19 protein-coding genes are annotated in these 25,802 nt (G+C 57.4%); 14 read left to right on the top strand and 5 right to left on the bottom strand.

Annotation, left to right across the window (positions count from 1 at the left end; genetic code table 11):
* Window positions 1-12: 12 nt before the first annotated feature.
* The 4 genes from JFT81_RS16630 to JFT81_RS16615 form a co-directional block, all read right to left on the bottom strand.
* Window positions 13-894 carry a hypothetical protein gene (locus JFT81_RS16630; protein ID WP_201228164.1) on the bottom strand — a complete coding sequence of 294 codons (882 nt, stop codon included), beginning with the start codon at window positions 892-894 and terminating at the stop codon, window positions 13-15.
* A 2-nt stretch (window positions 895-896) separates the two neighbouring features.
* The gene (locus JFT81_RS16625; protein WP_201228163.1) at window positions 897-1,670 is read right to left on the bottom strand and encodes a BRO family protein; all 774 of its coding nucleotides are present in this window, start codon (window positions 1,668-1,670) and stop codon (window positions 897-899) included.
* Window positions 1,671-1,770: 100 nt separating this feature from the next.
* A complete protein-coding gene (locus JFT81_RS16620; protein ID WP_122662771.1) occupies window positions 1,771-3,021 on the bottom strand; it encodes a ribonucleotide-diphosphate reductase subunit beta in 1,251 nt (416 codons plus the stop codon).
* A 562-nt stretch (window positions 3,022-3,583) separates the two neighbouring features.
* The gene (locus JFT81_RS16615; RefSeq protein WP_096818120.1) at window positions 3,584-3,844 is read right to left on the bottom strand and encodes a DUF2790 domain-containing protein; all 261 of its coding nucleotides are present in this window, start codon (window positions 3,842-3,844) and stop codon (window positions 3,584-3,586) included.
* 474 nt (window positions 3,845-4,318) lie between these two features.
* On the opposite strand from JFT81_RS16615, the gene acs reads away from it, so the two are divergent.
* The 7 genes from acs (at window position 4,319) to argR (ending at window position 12,493) form a co-directional block, all read left to right on the top strand.
* The gene (gene acs / locus JFT81_RS16610; RefSeq protein ID WP_034153332.1) at window positions 4,319-6,274 is read left to right on the top strand and encodes an acetate--CoA ligase; all 1,956 of its coding nucleotides are present in this window, start codon (window positions 4,319-4,321) and stop codon (window positions 6,272-6,274) included.
* 821 nt (window positions 6,275-7,095) lie between these two features.
* Window positions 7,096-7,869 (top strand): ABC transporter substrate-binding protein, encoded by a 774-nt coding sequence (locus JFT81_RS16605; RefSeq protein WP_201149068.1) that lies wholly within the window; start codon window positions 7,096-7,098, stop codon window positions 7,867-7,869.
* Between the two features lie 91 nt (window positions 7,870-7,960).
* Window positions 7,961-8,650: an ABC transporter permease gene (locus JFT81_RS16600; RefSeq protein ID WP_201149067.1), complete on the top strand. Its 690-nt coding sequence runs from the start codon at window positions 7,961-7,963 to the stop codon at window positions 8,648-8,650.
* A complete protein-coding gene (locus JFT81_RS16595; RefSeq protein ID WP_201228162.1) occupies window positions 8,647-9,345 on the top strand; it encodes an ABC transporter permease in 699 nt (232 codons plus the stop codon). Before JFT81_RS16600 ends, JFT81_RS16595 begins: the two co-directional genes overlap by 4 nt.
* 1 nt (window position 9,346) lies before the next feature.
* The gene (locus JFT81_RS16590; protein ID WP_201228161.1) at window positions 9,347-10,459 is read left to right on the top strand and encodes a M14 family metallopeptidase; all 1,113 of its coding nucleotides are present in this window, start codon (window positions 9,347-9,349) and stop codon (window positions 10,457-10,459) included.
* Window positions 10,460-10,486: 27 nt separating this feature from the next.
* Window positions 10,487-11,251 carry an ATP-binding cassette domain-containing protein gene (locus tag JFT81_RS16585; RefSeq protein WP_003227281.1) on the top strand — a complete coding sequence of 255 codons (765 nt, stop codon included), beginning with the start codon at window positions 10,487-10,489 and terminating at the stop codon, window positions 11,249-11,251.
* Between the two features lie 261 nt (window positions 11,252-11,512).
* Complete coding sequence (argR, locus tag JFT81_RS16580) at window positions 11,513-12,493, top strand: transcriptional regulator ArgR (protein ID WP_201228160.1); 981 nt, start codon at window positions 11,513-11,515, stop codon at window positions 12,491-12,493.
* A 22-nt stretch (window positions 12,494-12,515) separates the two neighbouring features.
* On the opposite strand, the gene JFT81_RS16575 is transcribed toward argR, so the two are convergent.
* A complete protein-coding gene (locus tag JFT81_RS16575) occupies window positions 12,516-17,561 on the bottom strand; it encodes a DUF6543 domain-containing protein (RefSeq protein ID WP_242485629.1) in 5,046 nt (1,681 codons plus the stop codon).
* 302 nt (window positions 17,562-17,863) lie between these two features.
* On the opposite strand from JFT81_RS16575, the gene JFT81_RS16570 reads away from it, so the two are divergent.
* The 7 genes from JFT81_RS16570 (at window position 17,864) to astE (ending at window position 25,724) form a co-directional block, all read left to right on the top strand.
* On the top strand, window positions 17,864-19,084 hold the full coding sequence (locus JFT81_RS16570; protein ID WP_201228159.1) for an aspartate aminotransferase family protein: 1,221 nt from the start codon (window positions 17,864-17,866) through the stop codon (window positions 19,082-19,084).
* Between the two features lie 196 nt (window positions 19,085-19,280).
* Window positions 19,281-20,300, top strand: a complete 1,020-nt coding sequence (gene aruF, locus JFT81_RS16565) for an arginine/ornithine succinyltransferase subunit alpha (protein ID WP_201228158.1) — start codon at window positions 19,281-19,283, stop codon at window positions 20,298-20,300.
* A gap of 51 nt (window positions 20,301-20,351) precedes the next feature.
* Window positions 20,352-21,377, top strand: a complete 1,026-nt coding sequence (astA, locus tag JFT81_RS16560; protein WP_201146766.1) for an arginine N-succinyltransferase — start codon at window positions 20,352-20,354, stop codon at window positions 21,375-21,377.
* Window positions 21,374-22,843: a succinylglutamate-semialdehyde dehydrogenase gene (astD, locus tag JFT81_RS16555; RefSeq protein WP_201230564.1), complete on the top strand. Its 1,470-nt coding sequence runs from the start codon at window positions 21,374-21,376 to the stop codon at window positions 22,841-22,843. The genes astA and astD overlap by 4 nt, the downstream gene beginning before the upstream one ends.
* Window positions 22,844-23,006: 163 nt before the next feature.
* Complete coding sequence (gene astB, locus JFT81_RS16550; RefSeq protein ID WP_201228157.1) at window positions 23,007-24,353, top strand: N-succinylarginine dihydrolase; 1,347 nt, start codon at window positions 23,007-23,009, stop codon at window positions 24,351-24,353.
* A 57-nt stretch (window positions 24,354-24,410) separates the two neighbouring features.
* A complete protein-coding gene (locus JFT81_RS16545; RefSeq protein WP_016983958.1) occupies window positions 24,411-24,701 on the top strand; it encodes a hypothetical protein in 291 nt (96 codons plus the stop codon).
* A 12-nt stretch (window positions 24,702-24,713) separates the two neighbouring features.
* Window positions 24,714-25,724 carry a succinylglutamate desuccinylase gene (gene astE / locus JFT81_RS16540; protein ID WP_201228156.1) on the top strand — a complete coding sequence of 337 codons (1,011 nt, stop codon included), beginning with the start codon at window positions 24,714-24,716 and terminating at the stop codon, window positions 25,722-25,724.
* Window positions 25,725-25,802: the final 78 nt, after the last annotated feature.

Raw genomic sequence — 25,802 nt, 5'->3', positions numbered from 1 at the left:
TTTCGGTTTGGTTTATTTTTTTAGAGATAAAAGTAGTGCGCCAGCGGTGCCCTGGGGAATAAGGCCTTGCGCTATTTTTTTCTGTAAATATGCAGGGAATTTTTGAGGTAGATATATCTTTTCTAGCCAGATTCTGAAATCGCCCAGAGCGCTCAGTGGATATATATTTGCTTCGGTTTTTGCTGCTGATTGAGGGAAGTAGTCTGGGTATTCATGAGGGAATTTTTTTCTTTCACCATGGACTGCTTCGAGATTTTCTGAAGCCCAGTGTCTGGCCCACATCTGTCCAACACTGATGTCTGGAACAGTATGTGTGTCAATGATCAGTCCCGACTCAATTGCAGATACAACGATGTCTGCAATCTCTCTGAAAACACTAAAGAAACCTGCAGGCAGTTTATTTAGTAAGATTCTGTCGTGGTAATGGCGCCATGAGTCTAGTTTTAGTGACTCGGGTGAGAATCCAACTCCTTCGTAGATAAAGGCCCGCAGGGTTCTGCGAGCTAGCAGTCTAAAGTTTCTTTGCGCTATCTGATTGTCGGTATTATCTGAGTCAAATGCGTAATATTCTAGGATTGCCATGCAGACCGTGTCTGGGTAGGCGCTGATTTTTTGGCCGTTTTGCTCTGTTTTAATAACTATTCGTTCAGCTGTGAAGTTTTGCTGAATCAACAGCTGTTTTATTCTTTTTCCTCTGGGCTTGAATACTTCATCGTGCCAATTGTTAGCTAAATCACTGATTGTTTTAGGGTTTACTCCGCAGAGCCTAGCTAAGCCTCTTTCTGTGAGATAAGGGGTAGTGTCGTTCAAAACGCCCATTTGTATCCCGTCGATTTCCGCGAAAGAAGCCGAGGGCAATTCTAGCGGTAGTTCTGACTGCATTAGCTCGCTCATCATCAACTCCGAATAAGTTTTATGGCTTCATTTATTAGTAATGGAGGGTACAAATGGTCCATGTGGGATTCGGGGTTTTTCTTCTTGTTATAAGTTATGCCCTGTTCCAAGCAAAGTTTTGCGCACATGGCTCTCAGATGTTGCAGGTCAATAATTAGAGACCTGTCCGAGCAGTAGCTTTGCACATCTATAAGGTCGGAGTTATCACTTGGAAGCGTAATTGTCTCGATTTTCTGATTTATTTCTTCGAGTTGTCGCTCGGTTTCTTCAAAGCGTAAACGGGTTTCATTGGCGAGCTTTTCTCGCTCTTCGATTTCTTTTATAAGTAGATTGGTATGCTGTGCGAGGGTTTGGGCTAGAGACATTATCTCTGAGCCGCCCTGTTTAACTGGTGCGGGGTATGTCCCGTACTTCCTTACTGCCGGTATTACTTCGTGGAATATCCATCTTTGGAATGATTTACTGGCTGGAGTGCTGTCACGAGAGATTACTCGGTATAAACCGGGTTCTGTGATAAAAACCTCTGTTCTCGGTTGCGCAGATAAGTCATCGATGACTGGGAAGTGTTTGTATTCGTCGCTGTCCAGTACATCGCGTTGAGCTTTTACTAACTGCCCTAGACCAGTTTTTCCTTGTTCGTTTATAGCTGTATTTGTTTTTGCTAGAGTTAAAACAACGTCTTCTAACGAGATATATAAATTTTCATCGATGTAGAAGCTTCTAATTTTCGAGGTGCCATGAATAGCGTGATAATCCAGCAGTATTGGCGTATGCATTTTAATTTCCTATAAAAAAGCCCCGCACTTGCGGGGCTTTAATTTATTCAGCTAAGCATCCTTTAGGCTTTTGCTGTTATAGCATGGCTCAACGCCATCATCAATCCCAGCTCAACGCACCACCAGTCTGATACTCAATAACCCGAGTCTCAAAGAAATTCTTCTCTTTCTTCAAGTCCATAATCTCGCTCATCCAAGGGAACGGGTTAGTCGTCCCTGGATACTCTTCCTTCAAACCAATCTGGCTCAAACGACGGTTAGCGATGAACTTCAGGTAGTCCTCCATCATCGCCGCGTTCATGCCCAGTACGCCGCGAGGCATGGTGTCACGAGCGTATTCGATCTCCAGCTGCGTACCCTGCAGAATCATCTGGGTCGCTTCTTCCTTCATTTCGGCATCCCACAGGTGCGGGTTTTCGATTTTGATCTGGTTGATCACGTCGATGCCGAAGTTCAGGTGCATGGATTCGTCGCGCAGGATGTATTGGAACTGCTCGGCGACGCCGGTCATTTTGTTGCGGCGGCCCATGGAGAGAATTTGGGTGAAGCCGCAGTAGAAGAAGATGCCTTCCAGAACGCAGTAGTAGGCGATCAGGTTGCGCAGCAGTTCTTTGTCGGTGTCAGGGGTGCCGGTTTCGAACTTCGGATCGGAGATCGAACGGGTGTATTTCAGGCCCCAGGCTGCCTTTTTGGCGACCGATGGGATCTCGTGGTACATGTTGAAGATTTCGCCTTCATCCATGGCCAGCGATTCGATGCAGTACTGATAGGCGTGGGTGTGGATCGCCTCTTCGAACGCTTGGCGCAGGATGTACTGGCGGCATTCCGGGTTGGTGATCAGGCGGTACACGGCCAGTACCAGGTTGTTGGCAACTAGGGAGTCGGCGGTGGAGAAGAAGCCGAGGTTGCGCATGACGATGCGGCGCTCGTCGTCGGTCAGGCCTTCCGGGTCTTTCCAGAGGGCGATGTCGGCGGTCATGTTGACTTCTTGCGGCATCCAGTGGTTTGCGCAACCGTCCAGATACTTCTGCCAGGCCCAGTCGTACTTGAATGGCACGAGTTGGTTGAGGTCGGCGCGGCAGTTGATCATGCGCTTTTCGTCAACGGCGACACGGGCGGAGGCGCCTTCGAGTTCGGCGAGGCCTTCGGCGACGTCGAGGGAGTTCAGTGCAGCCTTGGCGCGGGCGACAGCGGCCGAGTCGTCGGCGGTCACGGCGCGGGCTTCCAGCGCAGCGGCGCCGCCGGCGTTGTCGAGGCGGTCCATGTTGGCTTCAGTAGCGTGGCCGGCGTTGGCGCCTTTCACTGTTGCTACTTCACTGTCTTCTTTGTCGAATTCGTCCCAGCTCAGCATGACGTGTCGTCTCCTGCGTGAGGGCCTGTCGCCCGTGTGAAACCTGATGGTTGGTTTTTCACACGGTCGTACAGACCGCGTTGGATCTAAAGGAATCGTTCTTTGCAGCAGCTAAACGCAGGCATCAAACAGAATTTTGTACGGGTTCCGAGAGCCTCTGACGGGCGCAGTTCGCGTTGAACGCGTCTGCGGGGCTTCAGAATGGCTTTTGATCCCTGTAAGGGAATATTGCTGACCCGATTAGGGCGGCATTATAGGGAAAAAAATGCGCTCGTGGGGGAGGGCGAAAGCGCGCAGGGCGGTCGAGCGGGAGGGGGATTTGAGTCGGAGCGAGGGTTTACAGGGCTTTCGCCGATGTTGGTCTCTGAGAATTTTTTTTGATTAATTTTTTCGCCGGGCTTCGGTTGCTCAAGATTTGAGCAAAAAACCGCGTTTTTCACTATATCTTGTGTTTTGCAACCCTTTTGCACGACTCCAGACACAACTGAGCCCGACCGAAGCCGGGCTGGAATCGACCCTCAATGAAGCGCTGAGAGGTCCAATTCGGTGCAGTCTCAAATCATCAGTTGGTGCAGCCGTTGCCCATGACGCTGTAGCGCAGAATGTGACGCTGGCCTGTGGAGTCGTCGTATTCCATTTTCATTGGAACAACTTCGCAGACATTTGGAACTTCGCTCATCGATACAACGTTGGCGATGTCCAGGTGGGTGGAGTAAGTGTATTCCTCGATCACCGGTTGTTGCTGTGCGACATCAGTCGGGACCTCGTCTGCCATGGCGGTTGCGCACAGACTGCTGAGGGCCAGAACCAATAAAGCTTTCATTTCAAATTTACCTTTTTGAGGTCGAGTGGGGTCACGCAACCTTTTTAGGGTTGCGTGTGGAACTTCATCGTTTGCAGTTATTACTTGAGAGCTGGATTAACGGCCTTCGTGGGGGCTGTAACGTTGTTAATCGCGTTTGCCTTGTCGGCGAGGTGAATTCTAGGGAGGTGGGGCGGGGGTAAACAGAGCGGGTTTTGATAAACACCTTTGGCAGATTTGGTAACAATCGGTCGATAGGGTGTGGGAATTGGTTTGCTGGCGATGCAATTTGCCTGGGAGACCGAGTTGACTGAATCGCTGGCAAGCCAGCTCCCACAGGGTTCGCGGGCGTTTTGGAGGTTGGAGTCTGGCTTGTAAAAGGGGTATCTGGATGTTTTGTAGGGGCTTGTTACTACCATCGTCGAATGGTTCTATGGGCCCGGCCCCGTTACAACAGGGTCATACAAAAACAACTATTACACCGAGGTAGGAAAGATGAGTGCGGCTTCTCTGTATCCCGTTCGTCCCGAGGTTCTGGCTAACACGCTGACTGACGAGGCGACCTACAAAGCCATGTACCAACAGTCGGTCGTCAACCCTGACGGCTTCTGGCGCGAGCAAGCTCAGCGTCTCGACTGGATCAAGCCTTTCACCACGGTGAAACAGACGTCGTTCGACGATCACCATGTCGACATCAAGTGGTTTGCCGACGGCACCCTGAACGTTTCCTACAACTGCCTCGACCGCCATCTGGCCGAGCGCGGCGATCAAGTCGCAATCATCTGGGAAGGCGATGATCCTTCCGAGAGCCGCAACATCACTTACCGCGAACTGCACGAGCAAGTGTGCAAACTGGCCAACGCCCTGCGTGGTCAGGACGTGCACCGTGGCGACGTGGTGACCATTTATATGCCGATGATTCCCGAAGCCGTGGTCGCCATGCTGGCCTGCACCCGGATCGGCGCGATTCACTCGGTGGTGTTCGGCGGTTTCTCGCCGGAAGCCCTGGCCGGTCGCATCATCGACTGCAAATCGAAAGTGGTGATCACTGCTGACGAAGGCATCCGCGCCGGCAAGAAGATTTCCCTCAAGGCCAACGTCGACGACGCACTGACCAACCCGGAAACCAGCAGCATCCAGAAAGTCATCGTCTGCAAGCGCACTGGCGGCGACATCAAGTGGAACCAGCATCGCGACATCTGGTACGAAGACCTGATGAAAGTGGCGGGCACCGTCTGCGCGCCGAAAGAGATGGGCGCGGAAGAAGCGTTGTTCATCCTTTATACCTCCGGCTCGACCGGCAAGCCGAAGGGCGTGCAGCACACCACTGGCGGTTATCTGCTGTATGCGGCGATGACCCACGAGCGCGTGTTCGACTACCGTCCGGGCGAAGTCTACTGGTGCACCGCCGACGTCGGCTGGGTCACCGGCCACAGTTATATCGTCTACGGCCCGCTGGCCAATGGCGCGACCACGCTGCTGTTCGAAGGCGTGCCGAACTATCCGGACATCACCCGGGTGGCGAAGATCGTCGACAAGCACAAGGTCAACATCCTCTACACCGCGCCGACCGCGATCCGCGCAATGATGGCCTCGGGTCAGGCCGCTGTTGAAGGCGCCGATGGCAGCAGCTTGCGTCTGCTCGGTTCGGTGGGTGAGCCGATCAACCCGGAAGCGTGGGATTGGTACTACAAGAATGTCGGCAAGTCGCGTTGCCCGATCGTTGATACCTGGTGGCAGACCGAAACCGGCGGCAACATGATGAGCCCGTTGCCGGGTGCTCATGCGCTGAAGCCGGGTTCGGCGGCACGTCCGTTCTTCGGTGTGGTGCCGGCGCTGGTCGACAACCTCGGTAACATCATCGAGGGCGAGGCTGAGGGCAATCTGGTGATTCTCGATTCGTGGCCGGGTCAGGCGCGTACCTTGTATGGCGATCACGATCGTTTCGTGGATACCTACTTCAAGACCTTCCGTGGCATGTACTTCACCGGTGACGGTGCGCGTCGTGATGCTGATGGTTATTACTGGATCACCGGGCGTGTCGATGACGTGCTCAATGTGTCCGGCCATCGTATGGGCACGGCCGAGATCGAAAGCGCGATGGTTGCTCACCCGAAAGTCGCTGAGGCGGCGGTGGTTGGGGTGCCGCATGACATCAAGGGGCAGGGCATTTATGTCTATGTCACGTTGAAGAATGGCGAGGAGCCGACCGAGCAGTTGCGTCTGGAGTTGAAGAACTGGGTGCGAAAAGAGATCGGGCCGATTGCTTCGCCGGATGTGATCCAGTGGGCGCCAGGGCTGCCTAAGACCCGTTCGGGCAAGATCATGCGGCGCATTCTGCGCAAGATCGCTACGGCGGAATATGACGGGTTGGGGGATATCTCGACGCTGGCGGATCCGGGTGTGGTGCAGCATTTGATTGATACGCACAAGACCATGAATGTTGCTTAAGTAGCAGGTTGAAGTGCTGGAAAGCCCCGTTCGGTGTAGGCCGGACGGGGCTTTTTTGTGTCTGTTGGTTTTGTAGTGGCTGGATGGGCCTCATCGCTGGCAAGCCAGCTCCCACAGGGTTTGTGGTGTGTTGGGGGTTTCAGTTAATGCGCAAATTTGGGTTGGCTGGACTGGCGTCATCGCTAGCAGGCTAGCTCCCACAGGTTTTGTGGTGTGTCAGAAACTTCAGCTTTACCGCAAATCCCTGTGGGAGCTGGCTTGCCAGCGATAGCAATCTGTAAGGCGCCGATGTAGCCGACTGTCAGAAACCGAAACCACCCAACCAATAATTATCGATCTGCGTCGTAAGACATTTCCCGCTGTTACCCCGTGCTTTCCATGTAACCGAATGTGTAACCGCCCGCGCCAAACCGGGGCGAAGGGAAACGCATCGCCCCGTTTTAGAGCCTTTAAAACCCCGCTAAAAAATAAGACACAACGCTGCGCTTGCCGGATTAGAAGGGTTTGCGAATAATAGGCCCGCAATTTGCAGCATAGATCGGTTCACTGTCTTTCGCTCTTGCATGAAATTGCAGGGCTGTCAATGCGCCAAAGTCGCTTTCTCTGTGCATCTGTAATTAGTTGTCGCATTGAAGAAATATCGGCTTCGGGCCTGTCGTTAGAATGCCGATCACTCGCTCATCGTCGCTGACGTTGAAACCTCTACCGGGTTCAACGGGAAATGTCCCACCGATGCAGCAACCGATTTCCCGATTCACCCATTCGCATATTGGGCTGTCGCTCACTCTGCCGTTTTTGCCCTTTACCGATGGAGTCCCAAGATGAAGAAACTTGTGCTGCTTGGCGCCCTGGCACTGTCCGTGCTGTCGCTGAATGCCTTCGCTGACGAAAAACCTCTGAAGATCGGTATCGAAGCGGCTTACCCTCCGTTCGCCTCGAAAGCACCGGACGGCAGCATCGTTGGTTTCGACTACGACATCGGCAACGCTCTGTGCGAGCAGATGCAGGTCAAGTGTGTGTGGGTCGAGCAAGAGTTCGACGGTCTGATCCCGGCACTGAAAGTGCGCAAGATCGACGCGATCCTGTCGTCCATGTCGATCACTGAAGACCGCAAGAAGTCTGTCGACTTCACCAACAAGTACTACAACACCCCGGCGCGTCTGGTCATGAAGGCCGGCACTCAGGTCAGCGAAAACCTGGCTGAGCTGAAGGGCAAAAACATCGGCGTACAACGTGGTTCGATCCACGAGCGTTTCGCCCGCGAAGTTCTGGCTCCATTGGGCGCCGAGATCAAGCCATACGGCTCGCAGAACGAAATCTACCTCGACGTCGCCGCCGGTCGCCTCGACGGCACCGTGGCCGACGCCACCTTGTTGCAAGATGGCTTCCTGAACACCGATTCCGGCAAAGGCTTCGCCTTCGTGGGTCCACAGTTCACCGACGTTAAATACTTCGGCGACGGCGTAGGTATCGCTGTGCGTAAGGGCGACGCCCTGAAAGACAAGATCAACGCAGCCATCGCGGCCATCCGCGAAAACGGCAAATACAAAGCAATCCAGGACAAGTACTTCGCCTTCGATATCTACGGCAAGTAAGACGTCTCTGCGACAAGTCCGAAATGGCGCAAGCAACAGGATCTCTGCGGTTTGCGCCATTTTTTCATCCCAACTTTCGAGGACCTGAATCATGTTGAAAGGCTACGGGGCTGTCATCCTCGATGGCGCATGGCTGACGCTTCAGCTCGCCTTGTCGTCCATGGCTCTGGCCATCGTTCTCGGGCTGATCGGTGTTGCACTGCGCCTGTCGCCGGTGCGTTGGCTGGCGTGGCTGGGCGATCTGTATTCCACGGTAATCCGCGGGATTCCCGATCTGGTTCTGATCCTGCTGATCTTCTACGGCGGCCAGGACTTGCTCAACCGCGTTGCACCGCTGCTCGGCTTCAATGATTACATCGACCTGAATCCGCTGGCCGCCGGTATCGGCACCCTCGGTTTCATCTTCGGGGCGTACCTGTCGGAAACCTTCCGTGGCGCGTTCATGGCGATCCCTAAAGGTCAGGCCGAAGCGGGCATGGCGTACGGCATGAGCAGCTTTCAGGTGTTCTTCCGGGTGATGGTGCCGCAGATGATTCGCCTGGCGATTCCGGGCTTCACCAACAATTGGCTGGTACTGACCAAGGCCACCGCGCTGATTTCCGTGGTCGGTCTGCAAGACATGATGTTCAAGGCCAAGCAGGCGGCAGATGCCACCCGCGAGCCTTTTACCTTCTTCCTCGCAGTGGCGGCGATGTACCTGGTGATCACCAGCGTTTCGTTGCTGATCCTGCGTCAACTTGAGAAGCGCTACTCGGTAGGCGTAAGGGCGGCTGATCTATGATCTTCGACTACAACGTCATTTGGGAGGCGATGCCGCTGTACCTCGGCGGCCTGCTGACCACCCTCAAACTGCTCGCGCTGTCGCTGTTTTTCGGTCTGCTGGGGGCGCTGCCGCTGGGGCTGATGCGCGTCTCGAAGAACCCGGTCGTCAACGGTGCGGCGTGGCTTTACACCTACGTGATTCGCGGCACGCCGATGCTGGTGCAATTGTTCCTGATCTACTACGGTCTGGCCCAGTTCGAAGCGGTACGCGAAAGCTTCCTCTGGCCGTGGCTGTCCAGCGCAACGTTCTGTGCGTGCCTGGCCTTTGCGGTCAATACCAGCGCCTACACCGCTGAAATCATCGCCGGCAGCCTCAAGGCAACGCCCAATGGTGAGATCGAAGCGGCCAAGGCCATGGGCATGTCGCGCTTCAAACTGTACAAGCGCATCCTGCTGCCATCGGCGCTGCGCCGGGCGCTGCCGCAGTACAGCAACGAAGTGATCATGATGCTGCAGACCACCAGTCTGGCGTCCATCGTGACCTTGATCGATATCACCGGCGCGGCGCGTACTGTCAACGCGCAGTTCTACCTGCCGTTCGAGGCGTACATTACCGCTGGCGTGTTCTATCTGTGCCTGACCTTCATTCTGGTCAAGCTGTTCAAGCTGGCCGAGCGTCGCTGGTTGAGCTACCTCGCGCCGCGGAAGCACTGATATGGAACGCATCGACCACGTATTGCCGTGGAGCCATCTGGGCAGCGAGCGCAAGATTTCGGTTTTTCGTTTTGGTCACGGCGAGCGCAAAGCCTATATTCAGGCCAGCCTGCACGCTGACGAATTGCCGGGCATGCGCACCGCTTGGGAGCTGAAAAAGCGCCTCGGCGAACTCGAAGCCAAAGGCCAACTCAACGGTGTCATCGAGCTGGTGCCGGTGGCCAATCCGTTGGGGCTCGGGCAATTGCTGCAAGGCAACTTCCAGGGCCGTTTCGAGGCGGGCAGCGGCAAGAATTTCAACCGTGATTTCGTCGAGCTGAGCGCGCCGGTTGCGGCAGCGCTGGCTGATCGCCTGGGTGATGATCCCCACGCCAATGTGCGCTTGATTCGTCAGGCAATGGCGGATCACTTGGCCGCGTTGCCGCCAGCGAGCAGCCAGTTGCAAGGCATGCAGCGCGTATTGCTCAGCCATGCCTGCACCGCCGATGTGGTGCTGGATCTGCATTGCGATGCCGAAGCCGCGCTGCACATGTATGCATTGCCGCAGCATTGGCCGCAGTGGCGTTCGCTGGCCGCGCATCTGAATGTGAAAGTGGGTTTGCTCGCGGAAGATTCCGGCGGCAGCTCGTTCGATGAAGCGTGTTCGCTGCCGTGGCTGCGTCTGTCGCGTCAATTCCCGGACGCGCAGATTCCGCTGGCGTGCCTGGCGACGACGATTGAGCTGGGCGGTCAGGCTGACACCGGCCGCGTAGAAGCCGAGGCTTATGCTGAAGGCATTCTCGCGTTCCTTGCCGAGCAGGGACTGATGACTGGCGAGTGGCCGAACCCGGCGCACGAAGCCTGCGAAGGCATGCCGTTCGAAGGCACCGAATTGCTGTTCGCGCCGCACCCAGGCGTGGTGAGTTTTCTGCGTAAACCCGGCGAGTGGGTCGAGGCCGGTGACGAGATTTTCGAAGTGATCGATCCTTTATCCGATCGGGTCAGCACGGTGTGTGCTGGTACGTCCGGGGTGCTGTTTGCCATTGAACGGCTGCGCTATGCCCAACCCGGTTTCTGGCTGGCCAAGGTGGCGGGGCGCGAAGCGCTGCGTCACGGGCGCTTGCTCAACGACTGACTGACTGTTTTTGTGAGAACCGACCGCATGTACAAACTTGAAGTCCAAGACCTGCATAAACGCTATGGCAGTCACGAAGTGCTCAAGGGTGTTTCCCTGAAAGCGGCAGCTGGCGATGTGATCAGCATCATCGGCTCCAGTGGCTCCGGCAAAAGTACTTTCCTGCGCTGCATCAACCTGCTTGAGCAGCCGCACGCGGGCAAGATTCTGCTCAACAACGAAGAGCTGAAACTGGTCGCGAACAAGGACGGCGCGCTGAAAGCCGCTGATCCGAAGCAGCTGCAACGCATGCGTTCGCGCCTGTCGATGGTGTTCCAGCATTTCAACCTGTGGTCGCACATGACCGCGCTGGAAAACATCATGGAAGCGCCGGTTCACGTGCTGGGCGTGTCCAAGGCTGAAGCCCGCGAGAAAGCCGAGCATTACCTGAACAAGGTTGGCGTGGCGCATCGCAAAGACGCTTTCCCTGGGCATATGTCCGGTGGCGAGCAGCAGCGTGTGGCGATTGCCCGTGCGCTGGCGATGGAACCGGAAGTGATGCTGTTCGACGAACCCACCTCGGCGCTCGACCCGGAGCTGGTGGGCGACGTGTTGAAGGTCATGCAAGCGCTGGCTCAGGAAGGTCGCACCATGGTCGTGGTGACTCACGAAATGGGCTTCGCCCGTGAAGTGTCGAACCAGTTGGTGTTCCTGCACAAAGGTGTTGTTGAAGAGAGCGGCAACCCGCGCGAAGTGCTGGTGAATCCGCAATCTGAGCGTTTGCAGCAGTTCCTGTCGGGCAGCCTCAAGTAATCAGAACTGCCGATATGCACCGGAATAGTGCATGATTCGCAGCCTGAAGGCCGACCCACGATCTCTGTGGGAGCGAGCCTGCTCGCGAACGCGGTGTGACAGCCGACATAGGTGTTGACTGATCCACCGCTTTCGCGAGCAGGCTCGCTCCCACATTTAGATCCCTGCCTGGATCTCGGTTGGTTTCATGATTTGTGTTCATTTTCGGGCTAGCATTGGCCCTTGCCTTCATCACCGTTCTTCGTTTCGGATTGCCCGCCCATGACTGCCCATCGAATTGGTTTCCTGATTTGGCCCAGCACTAAAGCGTTGACGCTGGCGCTGGCGGAGGAGGCCTTGCGTGTTGCTCAGCGTGTGCACCCGGACGTGGTTTACGAACTGTCGTTTCTGCAAGCCGAAGCACCGGGCGAGGGCGCCTGGCAACTGCCGGGTGAACCGTGGGCCGGCAAGCTGGAAAACTTCCAGAAACTGTTCCTGCTCGCCGATGAGCCACCCACCGCATTGGCCTCGCCACTGAGCAGCGCACTCAAGCAACTGGTGCGTGCCGGTTGCGTGATCGGCGGTCTGTCTGCCGGTGTCTACCCGTTGGCGCAACTCGGTTTGCTCGATGGCTATCGCGCGGCCGTGCACTGGCGCTGGCAGGACGATTTTGCCGAGCGCTTCCCGAAAGTCATCGCCACCAGCCATCTGTTCGACTGGGACCGTGATCGCCTGACCGCGTGTGGCGGCATGTCCGTTCTCGATCTGTTGCTGGCGGTACTCGCCCGCGATCACGGTGCGGAACTGGCCGGCGCGGTGTCGGAAGAACTGGTGGTCGAACGCATCCGTGAAGGCGGCGAGCGTCAGCGCATCCCATTGCAGAACCGTCTCGGCTCCAGCCATCCGAAGCTCACCCAGGCGGTGTTGCTGATGGAAGCCAACATCGAAGAACCGCTGACCACCGACGAAATCGCCCAGCACGTCTGCGTGTCGCGTCGCCAGTTGGAGCGGATCTTCAAGCAATACCTCAATCGTGTGCCGAGCCAGTACTACCTGGAGTTGCGCCTGAACAAGGCCCGGCAGATGTTGATGCAAACCAGCAAGTCGATCATCCAGATCGGCTTGTCTTGCGGCTTCTCCTCGGGGCCGCATTTCTCCAGCGCCTATCGCAACTTCTTCGGTGCCACGCCGCGGGAAGATCGCAACCAGCGGCGCAGCAGCAGTCCATTCGAGTTGTCTTCAGTACCGCCTGAGCGCGGTTGATCGCTGCGCGTTATCTTTCGGTCTATTCGTCGACCTCCGAACCTTCGGAGGTTGAAATCTCTATTTCTGCCCACTCGACGGTGCTTTCGATTCCAAAGTGCATGCCGTGTTGTTTGAAGTAGGCGGTGAGGACTGTCTGGCTGTGCGCATCGAAAGGGTTGCCGCGTAAATTGATCGATTCGGCTAGCTTTACCGGCAGTTCGAGAATGTCACTGGGCATGTGGGTGATCGCGTTGTCGCTCAAGTCTGCGGTGGTCAGGTGTTTGAGTTGCAGCAAACCCTCGGGGAGTTCGCTGATGCCGGTTTTGTTGAGCGTCAACGCTGACAAACGGCCCAATTGGCTCACATTAGGTGCCAGTCCCAGCGCGTTGTAGCTCAAATCGAGAAACTCCAGCTTGACCATTTCACCCAGTCCCACCACGGTTTCGGCGCTCAGACTGATGTTGCATTCGGTCAGGAACAGCGCAGTAAGATCACCCATTTTGAACACTGCCTGAGGGATGTCGCCGAGTGAAAACTCGCGAATGTTCAGCGTCCTGAGTTTGGGGAAACCGTTCAGGAATTGATCCGCACCGGTCGTGGCACCTTCTTCGCTGAACAAGCTCAAGTTCGACACATGACTGAAGTCTGCCCTCAGTGCCGGTAACTCGCCGATGATGGTGGTCGGCAGGTTGAGCTCGTACAGCGTCTCGCCATTTTCACCGAGTTCTTCGAACTCGCTTTCCCTGCGCCAGCATTCTTCGACCAGTGCCTTGAATTCATCCCGTGCCGACTGCTCCTCTGTCAGTTCGAGCAGGGTGAACGGGGCGTTAGTGAACGGGTTGATTGCCGGAATATCACCGGTCCAGGCAGCCAGATCCTCTCTAAGAGTCGAGTATTCGTTTTCCAGCCGAGTCAGTTCCAATCGGGCGTTATCCGTGAGTCCCGGTAGGCGGTAGAAAAACTGGCTGGCTTCCTGCGTGTTGAACAACGAATAAAGCTGTTTTACCCGAGTGATGTCGACCTCTTCACAGAGCACGTCCAGCGTTTCCCCGTATTGATGAAAAAGCGCTCTTATTCTGTCGCGCGTAACGCTCGAAACGGGGTTGTGGGAAAAGTCGAAACCGGAGGTGATTTCTTGCGGGTAATGGAAAAAACCCTCTGGTATTTCGCTGATCTGGTTGTCGCTGAAAACACCGTTATGCAATTTCGGATGATTCAGCAGTCCGTTTGGAAGATCGGTGATGCCAGTGTCGGCCAGGTCGATGTAGGTCAACCCGGTCATGCCGGCGATATCCGGCGCTCGCCCCAGTGGGTTGCCATATAAATCCAGTGCGCTCAGCGAAGTCAGTCCGCCCAATGTGGCCACTGCTGCGTCATCCAGGGTGATGCCGCATTCGGCCAGTACCAGTTGATTCAGATTTGGCATGAGCCCGATGGCCTGGGGCACGCTACCCAGATTGCAGCTGCGAATTTGCAGATGCTTCAGTCCGGTGAAATTGCGCAGGAAACGGTCTGTGCCGAGTACCGCACGACTGCCTTCCAGTGACAGGTGAGTAACGTGGCTGAAATCCGCGGTGAGTTGCGGCAGCTCGCCGATGATCGGCTGCGCGAAATGCAGCGGTAATTGCGCCTCGGGGCCCTCGTTGTCAAGCGTTGTGCGTTCGATCCAGCAACGCTGTAGAGCGTCCTTGAATGCCAGGCGATCATTCTTCGCTTCGGAGAACGCTGCAGCATCGAACCGGGTGCCGGTCAGTGGGTGCAGCCTTGGTGTTTGTGTTGTCCAGGCGTCCAGATCAAGTCGCAGTTGCGCAAGCTCGGCAGTCAGACGCGTCAATTCCAGGCGCGGACCCGCTGGGTAGGTCATTAGCCTTTGCATGAATGCCTGCAGTTGTGCTGGCGTAAACGATGGGTTGAGCGCCATCGCCTGTTGTTCAAGCACCGGAACATAAGGGTTGAACTGTCTGTAGCCTTCGCTTCCTCCGGGTAAGCGCATGATGTGCGGATCGTAAGCCGGTTTGAGTTCGCGGTGCAGTGCGAGGATTTTTTTCAGATCGTCGCGGGCCAGTGCATGTTCGCGGACGGCCTGCTTGAGCTTTGTGCCTGCGCCGATGTTGATGTCCAGCGCGTCGCGCGCATTGTCGGGCAGGGCTTGCAGCACGGCATTGTAGAAATCGAACGCTGCTGACAACGGCTGATCGTGTTCGTCGTAAGCCTGGTAGCGGCCATCTTCAAGCAACACCAGGGTTTTGCGCGGCACGGCATCGGCGGGGCCAATGCTGTCGCGCAGTGTGCCGTGGACGCCGTACTCGTGAACTTCGATTCGCAGGTTTTTTGGCCACCCGGGGAGACCTTCAAGTGAGTGCAGTGCCAGCCGATCAGTGTCCAGCGGTTTGCTTGAGTCCAGGTACAAACCTTCAAAGGCGCGGCTGGTGCGGACGTCTTCCATGGCCCAGCGAGACAGTTGTACCAGCCGCTTGGGCACAGATGACTGTTGAAGTGGCTGGCGTTCTTCGCCCGTGACAGTGCGCAGTATCTCCCGGGCGACGCTGGTGGGGAGGCCGGGCGTTGCGTCGATAAGCTTTTGCGAAGCTGCGTCGGTGCTGTGTTCGAGGGCGCGATAGCGTGCATCGAACAAAAGCGTACGGCGCTCGGTGGCGATGTTCGCCAAGGTTTTCCTCAGCGTGTGAGCTCGCGCCGTAGAGGATATGGGAGGGCGGCCGGGCTCTTCGTTCAATAGCGTTTTGAGCTCGCTTTCGTCGAGTTTCGACAACAGATTACTGAGCAGATCGCCCGAACCCGCCGGCGGTTCGTTCAGTTCAATCGTCGGCAGATCCTGGCGGTTGCTTTCCCAGACGGTTTCGCCTTGAGCGTTGAGCAGGCGCAGGCTCTTGTCCTCTGGCCAGGGGCAATGTTCGGTCAGCAGTTGCAACTGAGTGATCGGCTCGGCCTGCGAAAATTCGGCGGCGTCGTGGCTGTGCATCTGCTCGATGAAAGTACGAATGGCTTTATCGATGTTGAAGCGTTTGAGGGTGTCTTCCAGCAGCGGTGGAAGTGGCTCGCGCTCAGCGTGAAATTTGCGCAGCACGCCTTCGTGGCAGCCGCTGCTGGTGAGTGCTTGTTCCAGCTCGGCGGGTGACAGGCTGTCGACCGTATGACCAATACGTCGCAGCAGTTTGTCGGTCGGCCAGGTCAGCGGGCGATCAAGCTCTGTTTGCCAGGTGCCGCTGTGGAAGTGGTCAAGCGCAGGAAGATAGGCATCTGCGCGCGTCGGGTGATCAATTCGAAAACCAGTGGAACCTGGCTCCGGCCTGACGGCGAAGACTTTGCCGTCCAGCGGCAGTAGTCGTTTCCCTTGGCTCTGATGCAGGCCGTATTGATCCGGCAAGGAGCCTTTCGCAGGAGTAATAGTTTGTTCGTAGGGGGCGAGATCGGCTTTCCAGTAGAGGGTTTTTCCGCTCGGAGTGATGACGGGTTTGAAGCGGTCAATGAACCGCAGCACCTGTTGCGGCAGCAGGTTGCGAAACTCCCCGGCCAGGAGCATACCGCCGGCAGCAAATGTTCCCAGTTGCACAACCGATTCAACGGCGTCCATCAGATGCAGAAAAGCTTCGGATCGTTGCCCCTGCGCCCATTCGATGATGCCCTCAAAGGTCTCGTTCAGAAACTGATAGGCCATGTAACCCAGCATCAGCTCTCCGAGAAACGGCACGAACGGCGTCGCCACCAAAGCGGCGACGGTCAACAACGTTGACGCGATGTTCGTCAGCGAATCCCAGAAGGCCCAACGTGCTTTCTGATCAACCCATGCTGTGGGCACGGCGAGGTCTTTGCCGTCGTTGAGGATTTTGTTCAGCGCATCTTCGAATTGCTGCTGCCATAACGATGCATTGATGATCTCGACGCGAAACTGCAGATTGGGACTTTCAACGGCGACTTCGCGCCAGGCAGGTTTCGGATCGCCTCGTTCGTGCGGGTAATACTGAATCTGCAACAGGCGTGTTTTGAGTGTCGAGAAGAAGCGGCCGCGCTCGTTGTGAGCAATGAAGCGATTGAAAAAATGCTGATAGTCGCTTTGTCGTAGCTGCCGGGTCAGCTCGGCGGCGAATATGGCGCTGGAAGCGTATTCCTTGATCGGGTGCTCGGGATCGTTCGGCACATAGGCGACCACCCGGCTGACGTGCTTGCTGGTATTCAGGTCGGGCGCAAACACGATAATGCCGTGCAGCTTTGAGGACAGCAGCGACAGGCTATTACTGCACAAGGTTTCGCCGTCCAGCCGCATGCCTTGCAGGCCGTCGATCAAGCCGCCGATGAGGCGGAACAGATCTTCCTGAATGTCGTTGTTCATGCGCGCGTACAACAGTGCCGATTTCAGCGCGGCTTTCTGGCTGGTTTCAACATGCAGACGCAATGTCGCCGCCACGTCGGGTCGGCTGACACCGAGATGGTGTTGCAGATGCTGTTGGTATTGCGCACCGAGATCGAGTGTCCGACACAGTTTTATGAAGTCGGGTATTGATAGCGTCCGGGTGACGTCCGGGAGGGTTTTGAATTGCTCGCGCTCGTCTGGCCGGGTGATGAAACAGGAGTCGGGCTCGAACGCATCCGCTTCGGTTTCCTGGCTCTCGAAGTTATGCCGCGCGGCGTCCAGCAAGGACAAGCTCCAGACCCGCTTGGCGCCCGTGGAAAATCCGAACCAGGGATTTGTCACAGGAATGTACAGACGAACGAACGTGTTGTTGACGTCGAGAGTCAGGCCGAATTGATCCTTGATGGCTGCTGTCAGCAACGGCGCGGCAAAGGCGTCGACATCCTTGAGATCGGCCAGCAGGCGATCCACCTGGTTCTGCGCTGTCCAGTGCTGCGCATTCAGTGCGCCCAAATCAACATGATGCTGACGAGGAGAGGTTGCCAGCCCAGGCTCAGGGTGTGGCGCTTTGCGCCGCAATGCATCACGTCGCGAGGCCGAAGCGCTGGCCAGCCAATCGGGTGTGGCGTGATGCAGGTGCAGAAAATGCGTGTCGTCGTGCGCCGTGTCGAAATCATCGAGACGGGCGGTAGATTGAAGCGGTTGTGACAGGTTCATACGCTCATCCATTAGCGTGTGGTGAGCGCCCAGCAAATCAGAAAAAAAATGATCATGTGCGGTACATAGTTACCGCACATTGAATTCATTGATCAAATACAGTGAAGCCACCGCAGATCTCTCTGGGCAGTTTAAACTGCGCCTTTGCGACGCTATATGTCGCATTGCCGTAAACCCGGGAAAATCCGGGGTTTGCGCTATAAGAAGTTGTCGCTTGGCGGCAAGGCCGGGCTGAAAACTGTCCTTACAATCCCCCCATCGCTCGCCAGTTTCAGGCGAGTGTTCCTCTTCAGGAGACTCCGATGTCCGTTGAGCACGCTGCGGTACAACGCGCCGATTTCGACCAGGTAATGGTTCCCAACTACGCGCCTGCCGCTTTCATTCCCGTGCGTGGCGCTGGTTCCCGCGTCTGGGATCAGGCTGGCCGCGAGCTGATCGACTTCGCTGGCGGGATTGCCGTTAACGTATTGGGCCATGCGCATCCGGCGCTGGTCGGTGCGTTGACCGAACAGGCGAACAAGCTGTGGCACGTGTCCAACGTGTTCACCAACGAACCGGCCCTGCGCCTGGCGCACAAGCTGATCGACGCCACGTTTGCTGAACGCGTGTTCTTCTGCAACTCCGGCGCTGAAGCCAACGAGGCCGCATTCAAGCTGGCCCGTCGTGTTGCGTTCGACCGTTTCGGCAGCGAGAAGTACGAAATCATCGCCGCACTGAACAGCTTCCACGGCCGTACCCTGTTCACCGTCAACGTCGGTGGCCAGTCGAAGTACTCCGACGGTTTCGGCCCGAAAATCACCGGTATTACCCACGTTCCTTACAACGATCTGGCGGCGCTGAAAGCTGCGGTTTCCGACAAGACCTGTGCGGTCGTGCTGGAACCGATCCAGGGCGAGGGCGGCGTACTGCCGGCCGAACTGGCCTACCTGCAAGGTGCCCGCGAACTCTGCGACGCGAACAACGCGTTGCTGGTGTTCGACGAAGTGCAGACCGGCATGGGCCGCAGCGGCAAGCTGTTCGCCTACCAGCATTACGGCGTGACCCCGGACATCCTCACCAGCGCCAAGAGCCTGGGCGGAGGTTTCCCGATCGCGGCAATGCTGACCACCGAAGCATTGGCCAAACATCTGGTCGTCGGTACCCACGGCACCACCTACGGCGGCAACCCGCTGGCGTGTGCTGTTGCTGAAGCGGTAATCGACGTGATCAACACGCCAGAAGTGCTGAACGGTGTGAACGCCAAGCACGACAAGTTCAAGACCCGTCTTGAGCAGATCGGCGAGAAATACGGCCTGTTCACTCAGGTGCGTGGCCTCGGTCTGTTGATCGGTTGCGTGCTCAGCGATGCCTGGAAAGGCAAAGCCAAGGACATCTTCAACGCCGCTGAAAAAGAAGGCCTGATGATTCTGCAGGCCGGCCCGGACGTGATCCGTTTCGCCCCGAGCCTGGTGGTGGAAGACGCCGATATCGATGCGGGTCTGGATCGTTTCGAACGCGCTGCTGCAAAACTGACACAAGCCTGATAGACCCTTCGGCGCCTGATGATTCGGGCGCCGATCAAAATTTTGATGCCGGCCCCGCTCTTCTGTAGGAGCAAAGCTTGCTCGCGAAAGGCTCCAGCGACTTCACAGTGGCTGACAAAGCTTCGCGAGCAAGCTTTGCTCCTACAAACGGGTCGGCTTATTTCCCCCAAAAGAATGTAAAGAAAGGAGTGACACCATGCTGGTGATGCGCCCCGCGCAAATGGCTGATCTGGGCGAGGTACAGCGTCTGGCTGCGGACAGCCCGATTGGTGTCACTTCCTTGCCGGATGACGTGGAACGTCTGAGCGACAAGATCGCTGCGAGCGAAGCCTCGTTTGCCGCCGAAGTGAGCTTCAACGGTGAAGAAAGCTATTTCTTCGTCCTCGAAGATTCCGCCACCGGCAAACTGGTCGGCTGCTCGGCCATCGTTGCTTCGGCCGGTTACTCCGAGCCGTTCTACAGCTTCCGCAACGAGACCTTCGTTCACGCCTCCCGCGAGCTGAAGATCCACAACAAGATCCACGTGCTTTCGCAGTGCCACGACCTGACCGGCAACAGCTTGCTGACCAGTTTCTACGTGCAGCGCGAGCTGGTGGGTTCGCCGTGGTCCGAGCTTAACTCCCGTGGTCGTCTGCTGTTCGTTGCCAGCCACCCGGAGCGTTTCGCTGATTCGGTGGTGACCGAGATCGTCGGTTACAGCGACGAGAATGGCGACTCGCCGTTCTGGGACGCTATCGGTCGCAATTTCTTCGACCTCAATTACGCGGCTGCCGAGCGCTTGTGCGGGCTGAAGAGCCGCACGTTCCTCGCCGAGTTGATGCCGCATTACCCGATCTACGTGCCGCTGCTGCCGGATTCCGCCCAAGAGGCGATGGGCCAGGTGCACCCGCGTGCGCAGATCACCTTCGACATCCTGATGCGCGAAGGTTTCGAGACCGATCATTACATCGACATTTTCGACGGTGGCCCGACCCTGCATGCACGTGTTTCGGGGATCCGTTCGATCGCCCAGAGCCGTGTTGTGCCGGTGAAAATCGGCGAAGCGGTCAAGGGTGTCGGGCGCCAGTATCTAGTGGCCAACGCGCAGTTGCAGGATTACCGCGCGGTGTTGCTGGAGCTGGATTACGCGCCAGGCAAACCGGTGACTCTGGATCTGGAAGCGGCCGAAGCCCTGGGCGTCGGTGAAGGTGCCAGCGTGCGCCTGGTGGCGGTTTAACGCCTTAGCGAGTTTCACGGGTGGCCGCGGCGGCCCGTTTGAGGAGATAGCATGATTGTTCGTCCCGTACGCAGCAGCGATTTATCCGCTCTGATCGACCTGGCCCGCAGCACCGGCACCGGCCTTACGACTTTGCCAGCCAACGAAGAGCGTCTGGCCCACCGGGTCGGCTGGGCCGAGAAGACCTTTCGCGGCGAAGCCGGCCGTGGCGATGCGGACTACCTGTTCGTGCTCGAAGACGATGATGGTCGCGTGGTGGGAATTTCCGCCATTGCTGGCGCCGTCGGTATGCGTGAGCCCTGGTACAACTTCCGTGTCGGCCTGACGGTCAGCGCCTCGCAAGAGCTGAATATCTATCGCGAGATTCCGACGCTGTTCCTCGCCAACGACCTGACCGGTAATTCCGAGCTGTGCTCGCTGTTCCTGCATGCCGATTACCGCAGCGGTCTGAACGGTCGCATGCTGTCGAAGGCGCGGATGCTGTTCATCGCTGAATTCCCTGAGCTGTTCGGTAACAAGATCATCGCCGAGATGCGCGGTGTCTCCGATGACGCCGGTCGTTCGCCGTTCTGGGAAAGCCTTGGCCGTCATTTCTTCAAAATGGAATTCAGCCAGGCCGATTACCTGACCGGCGTGGGCAACAAGGCGTTTATCGCTGAACTGATGCCGAAATTCCCGCTGTACACCTGCTTCCTGTCGCCTGACGCACGCAACGTCATCGGTCAGGTTCACCCGGACACCGAGCCCGCGCTGGCGATGCTCAAGGGTGAAGGTTTCAGCTATCAGGGTTACGTCGACATTTTCGATGCCGGCCCGGCCATCGAATGCGAAACCGGCAAGATCCGCGCGGTGCGTGACAGTGAGGCGCTGGTACTGGCTGTCGGTACGCCGGGCGATGACGCCACGCCGTTCATCATCCATAACCGCAAACGCGAAGACTGTCGCATCACTGCTGCGCCGGCGCGTCTCGCTGCCGGCACCCTGGTGGTTGATCCACAGACCGCCAAACGTCTTCAACTCAACGCTGGCGATCAAGTGCGCGCCGTGGCGTTGTCCGCTGCACGGGAGTCGAAATAATGAATTCGCTATACATCGCAGGTGAGTGGCTGGCCGGTCAGGGCGAAGCCTTTCAATCGCTGAACCCGGTGACCCAGCAAGTGCTGTGGTCGGGGGAGGGCGCCACCAGCGCTCAGGTCGAATCGGCGGTGCAGGCTGCACGTCAGGCTTTTCCGGACTGGGCGCGTCGTTCGCTGGAAGAGCGTATCGGCGTACTCGAGGCATTCGCGGCTTCGCTGAAAAACCACGCTGACGAGCTCGCTCGGACCATTGGTGAAGAGACCGGCAAACCGCTGTGGGAATCTGCGACCGAAGTGACCAGCATGGTCAACAAGATCGCTATCTCGGTACAGAGCTACCGCGAGCGTACCGGCGAGAAGAGCGGCCCGTTGGGCGACGCCACTGCCGTGCTGCGCCACAAACCGCACGGCGTGGTCGCGGTATTCGGCCCTTACAACTTCCCCGGTCACTTGCCGAACGGCCACATCGTGCCGGCCTTGCTGGCCGGTAACAGCGTGTTGTTCAAGCCAAGCGAGCTGACGCCGAAAGTCGCTGAACTGACGGTCAAGTGCTGGATTGAAGCCGGTCTGCCGGCTGGCGTGTTGAACCTGCTGCAAGGCGCTCGCGAAACCGGCATTGCGCTGGCGGCGAACCCTGGCATCGACGGTCTGTTTTTCACCGGATCGAGCCGCACCGGCAACCATCTTCACCAGCAATTTGCCGGGCGCCCGGACAAGATCCTTGCGCTGGAAATGGGTGGCAACAATCCGCTGGTGGTCGATCAGGTGGCGGATCTGGATGCGGCGGTTTACACGATCATTCAGTCTGCGTTCATCTCGGCTGGCCAACGCTGCACCTGCGCCCGTCGTCTGTTGGTCCCGCAAGGTGCGTGGGGCGATAGCCTGCTCAAGCGTCTGGTGGAAGTCAGCGCGACTATTGAGGTCGGTGCGTTTGATCAGCAACCGGCGCCGTTCATGGGCTCGGTGATTTCCCTCGGCGCGGCGAAAGCGCTGATGGATGCTCAAGAACATCTCCTGGCCAACGGCGCCGTGTCGCTGCTGGAAATGACCCAGCCACAGGCGCAAGCCGCGTTGCTGACGCCGGGCATTATCGATGTGAGCGCTGTTGCCGAGCGTCCGGACGAAGAACTGTTCGGCCCGTTGCTGCAAGTGATCCGCTACGTTGATTTTGAAGCGGCGATCGCTGAGGCGAATGACACTGCTTATGGTCTGGCCGCTGGTCTGCTGTCGGATTCCGAAGCGCGTTATCAGCAGTTCTGGCTGGAAAGCCGTGCCGGCATCGTCAACTGGAACAAACAACTGACCGGCGCTGCGAGCAGCGCACCGTTCGGCGGTGTCGGTGCTTCGGGCAACCATCGCGCCAGCGCCTACTACGCGGCGGATTACTGCGCGTACCCGGTGGCGTCGCTGGAAACCCCGAGCCTGACTTTGCCCACGACCCTCACGCCCGGCGTGAAAATGGCGTGATGCCCATTCGCGAGCAGGCTCGCTCCTACAGGTTGATGGTGGACACACAATTTGTGTACGACACAAACCCTGTAGGAGTGAGCCTGCTCGCGATAGCCGCACCTCGGTCTTACCTATTTGTTACTCGATGCCTATAACAACAGATTCTCGTGGAGCCTCGCTGATGAAATCCTATGAAGTCAATTTTGACGGTCTAGTGGGGCCGACCCATAACTACGGTGGTCTGTCCTACGGCAACGTTGCGTCCCAGAGCAACAGCCAGCAATCCTCGAACCCGAAGGAAGCGGCGCTGCAAGGTCTGGCGAAGATGAAAGCGCTGATGGAAATGGGCTTTCAGCAAGGCGTCCTCGCGCCGCAGGAGCGTCCGGACGTGGCCGCTCTGCGCCGTTTGGGTTTCAGCGGCAGCGATGCTCAAGTGATCGAGCGCGCCGCCAAAGAAGCGATGCCGCTGCTGGTCGCCAGTTGCTCGGCGTCGAGCATGTGGGTGGCCAACGCCGCCACGGTCAGCCCGAGTGCCGACACCGCTGACGGTCGCGTGCATTTCACCGCCGCCAACCTCAACTGCAAATACCACCGCAGCATCGAACACCCGACCACCAGTCGTGTGCTTGGCGCGATGTTCGCCAATCAGCAGCACTTCGCCCATCACGCCGCTTTGCCGGCGGTGGCGCAGTTCGGCGATGAAGGCGCGGCCAACCACACACGCTTCTGCCGTGAATATGGCGAGGCAGGTGTCGAGTTTTTCGTGTTCGGTCGCAGTGCCTTCGACAATCGTTATCCTGCGCCGCAGAAATACCCGGCCCGTCAGACCCTTGAAGCCTCGCAAGCCGTCGCACGTCTGCACGGTCTGCGTGACGAAGGCGTGGTTTACGCTCAGCAGAACCCGAACGTGATTGATCAGGGCGTGTTCCATAACGACGTGATCGCCGTAGGTAATGGCGAAGTCCTGTTCTATCACGAGGACGCGTTCCTTGAGACTGAACAGATGCTGGCCGAACTGGAAGGCAAACTCGCCAAAGCGGGTGGGAAATTTCAGTCTGTGTGTGTTCCGCGTTCGGCCGTCACCGTGGATGACGCGGTTCGTTCCTACTTGTTCAATAGCCAGCTTCTGTCACGCCCTGACGGCTCGATGCTGTTGATTGTTCCGCAAGAATGCCAGGCCAACGAGCGCGTCTGGACTTACCTGCAAGGTTTGACCAGCTCCGGCGGGCTGATTCGTGAAGTGAAAGTCTTCGACCTCAAGCAAAGCATGCAGAACGGCGGTGGCCCTGCTTGCCTGAGACTTCGCGTCGCACTCAACGAAACCGAACTGGCGGCGGTCAACCCAGGGGTTATCATGACCGCACCGTTGTACGGTTCCTTGACCGCATGGGTTGAAAAGCACTACCGCGACCGCCTGAGCGAAACCGATCTGGCGGATCCGCAATTGTTGCTTGAATGCCGGACGGCACTGGATGAACTGACGCAAATCCTTAAACTGGGCGCGGTTTATCCATTCCAGATCAATTGATGGCCGGCGCGTCGCCCGAACGCGGCGCGCGGCTTGTCTCCCGAAGAGAGTAAAAACATGAGCGATTCCCTGCAGCTGATCCTTGAAGACACCGACGGCACGCAACTGCAAACCTCGTGCACCCGCGTCGCGGTCATGTGGCAAGGCAAAGAGCTGTGGATCCAGCAGGACGGCCGTGGCCAACTGCTGATCGGCGTGGACGTCGAAGAAGGTGATGCCGAGTACGCCAACCTGCTGCTGCGCCCATTGGCAACTAATCTGGTAAGTCTGCAACTGGAAATGGAACCGGCTGACGTCGGCGACGACGAAGACCACGTGCACGGCCCGGATTGCAACCACGATCACTAAGGAAACCGCTCTATGCTCGCCCTCGGCAAACTGCTTGAACTGACCCTCGCCGGCCGCGAACCGGCGGAGAAAACTCAACTGACTGTCGAAGGCGTGCGGATGCGCTGGTTGAGCGAAGGGGCGCTGGAAGTCCGGCCCCCTGAAGCTCGCGACAATGGCCTGGATCTGCTGCTGTCGGCAGGTATCCATGGCAACGAAACAGCACCGATCGAGTTACTTGATCGGCTGCTGCACGACATCGCTCGCGGCGATCTGAAGCCGCGTGCACGCATTCTGTTCCTGTTCGGCAACCCGGAAGCGATTCGCAAAGGCGAGCGTTTCATCGAGCAGGACGTCAATCGGCTGTTCAACGGCCGTCATGAACAAAGCAGTGGTTCGGAAGCTTTGCGAGCCTGTGAGCTGGAACGGTTGGCGGCGAGTTTCTTCAGCCTGCCAGACCGCCAGCGCCTGCACTACGACCTGCACACGGCGATTCGTGGTTCGCGGATCGAGCAGTTCGCGTTGTATCCGTGGAAAGAAGGTCGCCAGCATTCCCGTCGGGAGTTGGCACGGCTGCGCGCGGCGGGCATGGAGGCGGTGTTGTTGCAGAACAAGCCGTCGATCGTTTTTAGTTCCTATACCTACGACAAGCTCGATGCCGAAGCCTTCACGCTGGAACTGGGCAAGGCGCGGCCGTTCGGGCAGAACGACGGGGTCAATGTGTCGCTGCTGGAAACTCGTCTGCAGCAGATCATCGAAGGCAATGAGCCAGATTTGGCTGAAGAAGGCCTGGACGGTCTGCAGTTGTTCAGCGTGGCGCGGGAAATCATCAAGCACAGTGATGCGTTCCACCTGAACCTGCCACAGGACGTCGAAAACTTTTCCGAGTTGGAGATGGGCTATGTGCTGGCCGAAGATCTGGCCAATACCCGCTGGATCATTGAGGAAGAGGGCGCGCGAATCATCTTCCCTAATCCCAAGGTCAAGAACGGCTTGCGCGCAGGCATCCTGATCGTGCCGGCCACCGACGAAAATCTCGCCTGATAGCGATCTATAAACCGGCACAAAACCTATGTGGGAGCGAGCCTGCTCGCGAAAGCGGTCTATCAGTCAACTTATCAT

Origin of the sequence: Pseudomonas sp. TH43 (genome assembly GCF_016650635.1) — a bacterium.
Taxonomy (GTDB): domain Bacteria; phylum Pseudomonadota; class Gammaproteobacteria; order Pseudomonadales; family Pseudomonadaceae; genus Aquipseudomonas.
The sequence above is the reverse complement of the archived record's forward strand: the minus strand, read 5'-3'. Positions and strand labels throughout refer to the sequence as shown.